1 protein-coding gene is annotated in these 251 nt (G+C 56.2%); it reads left to right on the plus strand.

Going from position 1 to position 251, the window contains the following annotated elements; all coding sequences use genetic code 11:
• Window positions 1–69: 69 nt before the first annotated feature.
• Window positions 70–251: lysozyme inhibitor LprI family protein (locus HAP95_RS06095; protein ID WP_215883404.1), on the plus strand; the 182-nt coding region annotated here is incomplete at its 3' end.

The following is a 251-nucleotide window of genomic DNA, read 5'->3' on the forward strand; positions in this document are numbered from 1 at the left end:
CCGCGCAGGACTGCCTGGGTCACTGCAGCAGTGCTATCCTCTCTCGGTATCGCTTGGGGAGCACCGGTCGTGCCAACATCATCTGGATTGCAAACATTGCAGAAAGTCTATGACTATGAAAACAGTCAGCTCACGAAAGACTACAACCAGCTGTTTTCCGTATCCCAGCCCTCTGCCCGGCGTCAACTCAGTGCGCAGGAAATCGCCTGGATTCAGGAAAAGCGTGCCGCTTGCGGTACGGTGGCCAAGGC

Origin of the sequence: Acidithiobacillus sulfurivorans, from assembly GCF_018853815.1 — a bacterium.
Classification (GTDB): Bacteria; Pseudomonadota; Gammaproteobacteria; order Acidithiobacillales; family Acidithiobacillaceae; genus Acidithiobacillus; species Acidithiobacillus sulfurivorans.